Here is a 228-nt window from a genome sequence, read left to right as displayed (position 1 = left end):
ATTGCTAGCCGCGGTGTTTAAGGCAGATTCATATAAGAAAGCTGCAAACAGTAATACAGCTATACCTAAGCATATAGCAGCATCGGCAATTAATGATGGTAGCAAAACAATAAATAAGTACACGCTAGATGCGGCAAAAAAAGAAGGCATGAGCAAAAACACAGAAATAACTGCGTTCTGCGATGGAGCCGCAAACTGCTGGAGTATTGTTGATTCATTGGAAAGTCA

1 pseudogene is annotated in these 228 nt (G+C 40.4%); it reads left to right on the top strand.

From position 1 onward, the window contains the following. Positions 1-13: 13 nt before the first annotated feature. A pseudogene (locus L8D11_RS05715) lies at positions 14-228 on the top strand (hypothetical protein); the annotation flags it as partial.

The organism is Candidatus Bandiella numerosa (genome assembly GCF_021811875.1).
Classification (GTDB): Bacteria; Pseudomonadota; Alphaproteobacteria; order Rickettsiales; family Midichloriaceae; genus Aquirickettsia; species Aquirickettsia numerosa_A.
This window is presented reverse-complemented; position numbering and strand designations above follow the sequence as displayed.